Here is a 5,611-nt window from a genome sequence, read left to right as displayed (position 1 = left end):
AGCCGCGACAGGCTCTATCGGTAATGCCTGTCGCGGCTGAAGCCGCTCCTACAGGTCAATCGCAATCGCGCACCTCTCCCGCACAGCTGTATCCCCTCACTCCCCGCGGTACTGACTCTCCGACACCGGCTCCAGCCAGGTCACCGGCGAGCCGTCCACCGCTTCGGCGATGGCGATGTGGGTCATCGCCACCTGCGCGCTGGCGCCGTGCCAGTGCTTGACGCCCGGTGGGATCCACACGATGTCGCCGGGACGGATCTCCTGCGCCGGCTTGCCCCACTCCTGCACGCGGCCGACACCGGCGGTGACGATCAGGGTTTGCCCCAACGGGTGGGTATGCCAGGCGGTGCGCGCGCCCGGTTCGAAACTGACCGTGGCGCCGCTGATGCGTGCCGGCGCCTGGCCCTTGAACGGCGCATCGATGCGTACCGCGCCGGTGAAATAGTCCGCCGGACCGACCGCCGAGGCGGTCGTGCCGGCACGGGTGACGGTGATCGGCGCGGCGTCCTCGTCGGGGACCGCAGCGGCCATCATCGACAGCGACATGGCGAACAGGCTCATCGGAATCTCCTTGCATGGACGTCTGCACCGACTGTAGGCGCGCCGCGCCGGCGGCACTAGTCCGCGTCGGATTCATGCGGCCATAAGTGCCTCTCATCAATCGTCCGCGTCGTTGAAGCACAGTGGCGCGGTTGCCCCGGATGGCGGCGCATGAATGGCATGCCCTGCTTCGGTATCCGCGACGTGGCCGGTGAACTCCCGCGGTCCGCCAGCACCGTCCTCGTCGCTTGGAGCCGCACATTCTTCGCCCACGCAGCGCAGCGGCAATGCGCGCCATGCCCATGCCACGCCATCGCATGACCGCGACATCGAACGCGACGACCCGCTGCGCGGAAATCCAATAGCCGACGGGTCGCCGGAGGCACATCAGCCTTTGCCAGAACAACGCATCGCCGCAGTGCAACATTGCAATAACCGTATAACCGCCGCGATTTAAATCATTGGTCGCGCGCGAAGCGCGGCGCCTATCCTCGCCCGTGCGCCGGCGCCGCGACATCGCTTACGGCCCTATGCGACAACGCGGCAACACGCGAGACGGCTGCGGCGCGGCAGCGCAGGCAGATGCCTCCGCGCATGCCCACCGACAGACCCGCAACAGCGCAGAGAGGACACACCCACGATGGCAGGACCGATGGGGCCGGCGGCTCCGCTCCCGAACTCCGCGCCGTTCGCTGGCGCCGCGCCGTCGTACCGCGCCGCGCTGTCGCTGCTGGCCTCGCTGTTCTTCATGTGGGGCTTCATCACCGTCATCAACAACACCCTGCTGCCGCACCTGCGCAGCGTGTTCGAACTCAGCTACACCCAGGCCACGCTGATCGAGTCGGTGTGGTTCATCGCCTACTTCTTCGCCTCGCTGCCGTCGGCCAAGCTGATCGAGCGGATCGGCTACCAGCGCGCGCTGGTGATCGGCCTGGGCATCATGGCGCTGGGCGCGCTGGGCATGATCGCGGCCGCGCGCCTGGTCTCGTACGGCATCACCCTCGGCTCGCTGTTCGTGATCGCCAGCGGCATCACCTTGCTGCAGGTCGCGGCCAATCCGTACGTGGCGGTGATCGGCAGCGCGGACACCGCCTCGTCGCGGCTCAACCTGGTGCAGGCGTTCAACTCGGTCGGCACCACCCTGGCGCCGCTGTTCGGTGGCTACCTGATCCTGGGCCGCTCGACCTCGGGCACCGCCAAGGGCGATGCGGTGCTGACCCAGGCCGAACGCCTGGCCGACGCGCAATCGGTGCAACTGCCCTATCTCATCGTCGCCGTGGTGCTGGTGCTGCTGGCGGTGGTCATCGCCCGCTTCAAGCTGCCGGCGCTCGGCCAGGCCACCCAGCGCGCCACCGGCCAGCAGCGCGCCAGCCACTCGCTGTGGCGGCATCGCAACCTGGTGCTCGGCATCCCGGCCATCTTCATCTATCTGATCGCCGAGATCGGCGTGTCCAATCTGTTCATCAACTTCGTGTCGCAGCCGCACATCGGCAACCTCACCCACCAACAGGCCTCGCACTACCTGTTCCTGTTGTGGGGCGGGATGATGGTGGGGCGCTTCGCCGGCAGCGCGCTGATGCGCCGCATCGCGCCGGAGGCGGTGCTGGCGCTGTTCTCGGTCGGCGCGTTCGTGGTGATGCTGCTGACCGTGTTCACCACCGGCCATGTCGCGATGTGGTCGCTGATCGCGGTGGGCCTGTTCCATTCGATCATGTTCCCGACCATCTTCACCCTCGGCATCAAGGGCCTGGGGCCGCTGACCGAGGAAGGCTCCGGCCTGCTGATCATGGCCATCGCCGGCGGCGCACTGGTGGTCGTGCAGGGCTGGCTGGCCGACCATGTCGGCCTGCAGCGCGCGTTCCTGCTCACCGCCGTGTGCGAGCTGTACGTGCTGTTCTATGCGCTGTGGGGCGCGAAGACCGCGCCTGCCGCAACGGCCTAGCCGGACGCAGCCGAGCGTGCGGCAGCCCGCCGTTCGCTAGCGGCGGCACCGGCGCGACCGGGTGCCGATTGCTCACACATCCCAAGCAAAAACAATCGCTTGTGGCAACAAAAAGCGCTTGTCGCGGTGCCACGGAATGGGTACGCTGCCGCGGTCGAAAGAGAGCAGGCCGGATGGTAGCCCGGCCGTCGCCGCATCCAGCGGCGGCATCTCAGCCAATCGGGCACCCGCGACACCAGCCACCGGCACCGCCGGTCGACGCAGGTGTGTCCGATGGGGTCTCGCATGTCTCCCCGGCACGCCTTCTTTGCCACAGAAGGAGCGAGCATGTACAAGACGACCACCCCGATCCCCTCCAAGCACACCGTCCTCGCCGCGCCGTTGCCGCGTGTGCGCCTTGTCGCGACGCGCGCCGCCGCCACGGGCGACACGGCACGGCCGCGCTGGCAACGCGATGCGCTGGCGGACCTGTCGATCTGGCGCTGCGACGTGGCCACCGGCAGGCCGGAGCTGCCTGCGCTGCTGCTCGCGGTGTGGCTGCCCAAGCGCACGCGGACCTGGGAATGGGAAGTGATCGATCCGCGCGGCGATACCAGCCTGGCCGAGGGCGCCAGCGATTCGCATGCGCTCGCGCGGGCGGCGGCCGAAGCATGGACACGGCTGCGCTTCGGCGATGTGCTCGAGCGCGGCTGATACGCGCGGCGGACGCCGGCGCGCCGACATGGATCGAACGTACCGTACGCGACGCCTTGCCGAGCTTACCTTAGTGGATTGCCCGGCCTCGGTCGCCGCCAACGGCTGTCGCTGCGGCGGCCGCGATCAGGTCGGGGCGACGATGCCGGCGGCCATGAACAGCGAGGCCTTCAACAGCGCGCGGTTGAGATGCGGAACAACGCCGGCCACCACCGCCGTCGGCGTGGACAGCCCGAACGGCATGGCGATCAGCCCCAGGTGCGAGACGCGATCAGCCGCCGGCGCGCCGCGGCCATGCGTGCGCCGGCCGCGGCCCGCAACCGGCAAGCGCCGCGGGTACGACCGCACCCACGCCGCCGAAAGCGCTGCGCCCTACCCCGCGCAGCGCGCGCACAGGCCGTGCACTTCCAGGGTCTGCGCCTGTGGCTGGAAACCCAGCGCCTTGGCGCGCTGTTCCAGTTGCGCGACCACGTCGCGATCCTCCAGTTCCACCGCGCTGTGGCAGCGGTCGCAGATCAGGAACGGCACCGAATGCTGGGCGCTGCTGGGGTGGTGGCAGGCGACGAAGGCGTTGACCGACTCGAGCTTGTGCACGAAGCCGTTGGCCATCAGGAAATCCAGCGCGCGGTACACGGTGGGCGGCGCGTCGGCGCCCACGCTCTTGCCCTCGCGCACCCATTCCAGCAACTCGTAGGCCTTCACCGGGCGCGCGGCCTCGGCGATCAGGCGCAGCACGTTGGCGCGGATCGGGGTCAGCCGCAGCCCGCGTTCGCGGCTCACCCGCTCCACCACCTTGACGAAGTCGTCGGCGTCGTGGACGTGGTGGTGCGGCTCGGTGCAGGCGGTCTTCTTGCTGGACATGGGCTTCTCCGGGGAATCAGCTTCCCGCTGGGATCTTGATGAGCGCGGCGTCGATGCGTTTCAAGGCCTGCTCGCGCCCGGCCAGGTAGACCGTGTGCGAGATGTCCGGGCTGACCTGGGTGCCGGTGATGGCCACGCGCAGCGGCTGCGCGACCTTGCCCATGCCGATCTCCAGCGCCGCGGCGGCGTCATGCAGCGCGGCGGCCACGCCGTCCACGCTCCACTCGCCCAGCGCGGCAAGCAGCTCGCGCGCCTTGCCCAGCGCCAGTTCCGCGCCCGGCTTCAGGTGCTTGGCCACGGCCGCATCGTCGTAGGTCTCCAGCGGCCGGTACCAGACCAGCGCCTTCTCGGCCATCTCCTTCAGCGTCTGCACGCGCTCGCGCAGCGCCACCACCACGTCGGCGGCGGCCGGGCCGGCGGCCGGGTCGATGCCGAGCCTGGCCAATTGGTAGTCCAGCTGCGGGGCGATCGTGGCCGGGTCGTCGCTCTTCAGGTAGTGCTGGTTGACCCAGCCGAGCTTGGCCATGTCCAGCCGCGCGGCCTTGGAGTTGACGTCCTTGACGTCGAACAGGTCGATCAGTTCCTGGCGGCCGAACAGCTCCTGGTCGCCGTGCGACCAGCCCAGCCGCGCCAGGTAGTTGATCAGCGCGTGCGGCAGGTAGCCGGCGTCCTTGTACTGCATCACGTCGGCCGCGCCGGTGCGCTTGGACAGCTTGGCGCCCTGCTCGTCCAGGATCATCGGCATGTGCGCGAACTTCGGCACCGGCGCGCCCAGCGCCTCGTAGATGTTGATCTGGCGCGGGGTGTTGTTGATGTGGTCGTCGCCGCGGATGACCTCGGTGATGCCCATGTCCCAGTCGTCCACCACCACCGCGAAGTTGTAGGTGGGGTAGCCGTCGGGGCGCAGGATCACCATGTCGTCGAGCTCGCTGTTGGCGATCTCGATGCGGCCCTTGATCAGGTCGTCGAACACCACGCTGCCGCCTTCGGGGTTCTTGAAGCGGACCACGCGGTTCGGATCGTCGCGGTGCGGCAGGTGCTGCTCGCGCGCCGCGCCGTTGTAGCGCGGCTTTTCCTGCTTGGCCATCGCCGCTTCGCGCATGGCGTCCAGTTCCTCGCGGGTCTCGTAGGCGTAGTAGGCCTTGCCGGCGGCGAGCAGCTGCGCGGCCACTTCCTGGTAGCGGGCGATGCGCTGGGTCTGGTAGATGGGGCCTTCGTCGTAGTCCAGGCCCAGCCACTGCATCGCTTCGAGGATCGCGTCGATCGCCGCCTGGGTGCTGCGCTCGCGGTCGGTGTCCTCGATGCGCAGCACGAACTCGCCGCCGCGGTGGCGCGCCTCCAACCAGCAGTACAGCGCGGTGCGCGCGCCGCCGATGTGCAGGTAACCGGTGGGACTGGGGGCGAAACGGGTGCGGCAGGCCATGGAACGCTCGGAGCAAACGGGAATCGGGCGATTTTACCCTGGCCTGCCTTGCGGTGCCCGGAGGCAGCCGGTGCCATGCCTAGGCTCTTCCATTGTAGGAGCGGCTTCAGCCGCGACAGGCACTATCGGCAACGCCTGTCGCGGCTGAAGCC

Annotated in this window: 7 protein-coding genes; 2 read left to right on the top strand and 5 right to left on the bottom strand. The window is 69.0% G+C overall.

Annotation, left to right across the window (positions count from 1 at the left end):
* Positions 1-96: 96 nt before the first annotated feature.
* Positions 97-561: a (R)-mandelonitrile lyase gene (locus VDQ83_RS18570; protein WP_309922690.1), complete on the bottom strand. Its 465-nt coding sequence runs from the start codon at positions 559-561 to the stop codon at positions 97-99.
* Between the two features lie 619 nt (positions 562-1,180).
* Between VDQ83_RS18570 and VDQ83_RS18565 the strand changes: the two genes are divergently transcribed.
* A complete protein-coding gene (locus tag VDQ83_RS18565; RefSeq protein ID WP_455436009.1) occupies positions 1,181-2,482 on the top strand; it encodes a sugar MFS transporter in 1,302 nt (433 codons plus the stop codon).
* Between the two features lie 72 nt (positions 2,483-2,554).
* On the opposite strand, the gene VDQ83_RS18560 is transcribed toward VDQ83_RS18565, so the two are convergent.
* Complete coding sequence (locus VDQ83_RS18560) at positions 2,555-2,692, bottom strand: hypothetical protein (RefSeq protein ID WP_455436008.1); 138 nt, start codon at positions 2,690-2,692, stop codon at positions 2,555-2,557.
* A 117-nt stretch (positions 2,693-2,809) separates the two neighbouring features.
* On the opposite strand from VDQ83_RS18560, the gene VDQ83_RS18555 reads away from it, so the two are divergent.
* Positions 2,810-3,175: a hypothetical protein gene (locus tag VDQ83_RS18555; protein ID WP_309922696.1), complete on the top strand. Its 366-nt coding sequence runs from the start codon at positions 2,810-2,812 to the stop codon at positions 3,173-3,175.
* 126 nt (positions 3,176-3,301) lie between these two features.
* On the opposite strand, the gene VDQ83_RS18550 is transcribed toward VDQ83_RS18555, so the two are convergent.
* From VDQ83_RS18550 to gltX, 3 genes are read right to left on the bottom strand one after another with little or no spacing between them, the layout of a single operon-like run.
* Positions 3,302-3,502 (bottom strand): hypothetical protein, encoded by a 201-nt coding sequence (locus VDQ83_RS18550; protein ID WP_455436010.1) that lies wholly within the window; start codon positions 3,500-3,502, stop codon positions 3,302-3,304.
* A gap of 45 nt (positions 3,503-3,547) precedes the next feature.
* Positions 3,548-4,036 (bottom strand): transcriptional repressor, encoded by a 489-nt coding sequence (locus VDQ83_RS18545; RefSeq protein WP_263395135.1) that lies wholly within the window; start codon positions 4,034-4,036, stop codon positions 3,548-3,550.
* Positions 4,037-4,052: 16 nt separating this feature from the next.
* The gene (gene gltX / locus VDQ83_RS18540; RefSeq protein WP_263395136.1) at positions 4,053-5,459 is read right to left on the bottom strand and encodes a glutamate--tRNA ligase; all 1,407 of its coding nucleotides are present in this window, start codon (positions 5,457-5,459) and stop codon (positions 4,053-4,055) included.
* Positions 5,460-5,611: the final 152 nt, after the last annotated feature.

The organism is Xanthomonas sp. WHRI 7945, assembly GCF_035026585.1.
The sequence above is the reverse complement of the archived record's forward strand: the minus strand, read 5'-3'. Positions and strand labels throughout refer to the sequence as shown.

What these genes read in the sequence shown, in the direction of transcription:
- VDQ83_RS18570 (WP_309922690.1), bottom strand. Translation starts at nt 561, where the DNA reads ATGAGCCTGTTCGCCATGTCGCTGTCGATGATGGCCGCTGCGGTCCCC.
- VDQ83_RS18565 (WP_455436009.1), top strand. Translation starts at nt 1,181, where the DNA reads ATGGCAGGACCGATGGGGCCGGCGGCTCCGCTCCCGAACTCCGCGCCG.
- VDQ83_RS18560 (WP_455436008.1), bottom strand. Translation starts at nt 2,692, where the DNA reads ATGCCGCCGCTGGATGCGGCGACGGCCGGGCTACCATCCGGCCTGCTC.
- VDQ83_RS18555 (WP_309922696.1), top strand. Translation starts at nt 2,810, where the DNA reads ATGTACAAGACGACCACCCCGATCCCCTCCAAGCACACCGTCCTCGCC.
- VDQ83_RS18545 (WP_263395135.1), bottom strand. Translation starts at nt 4,036, where the DNA reads ATGTCCAGCAAGAAGACCGCCTGCACCGAGCCGCACCACCACGTCCAC.
- gltX (WP_263395136.1), bottom strand. Translation starts at nt 5,459, where the DNA reads ATGGCCTGCCGCACCCGTTTCGCCCCCAGTCCCACCGGTTACCTGCAC.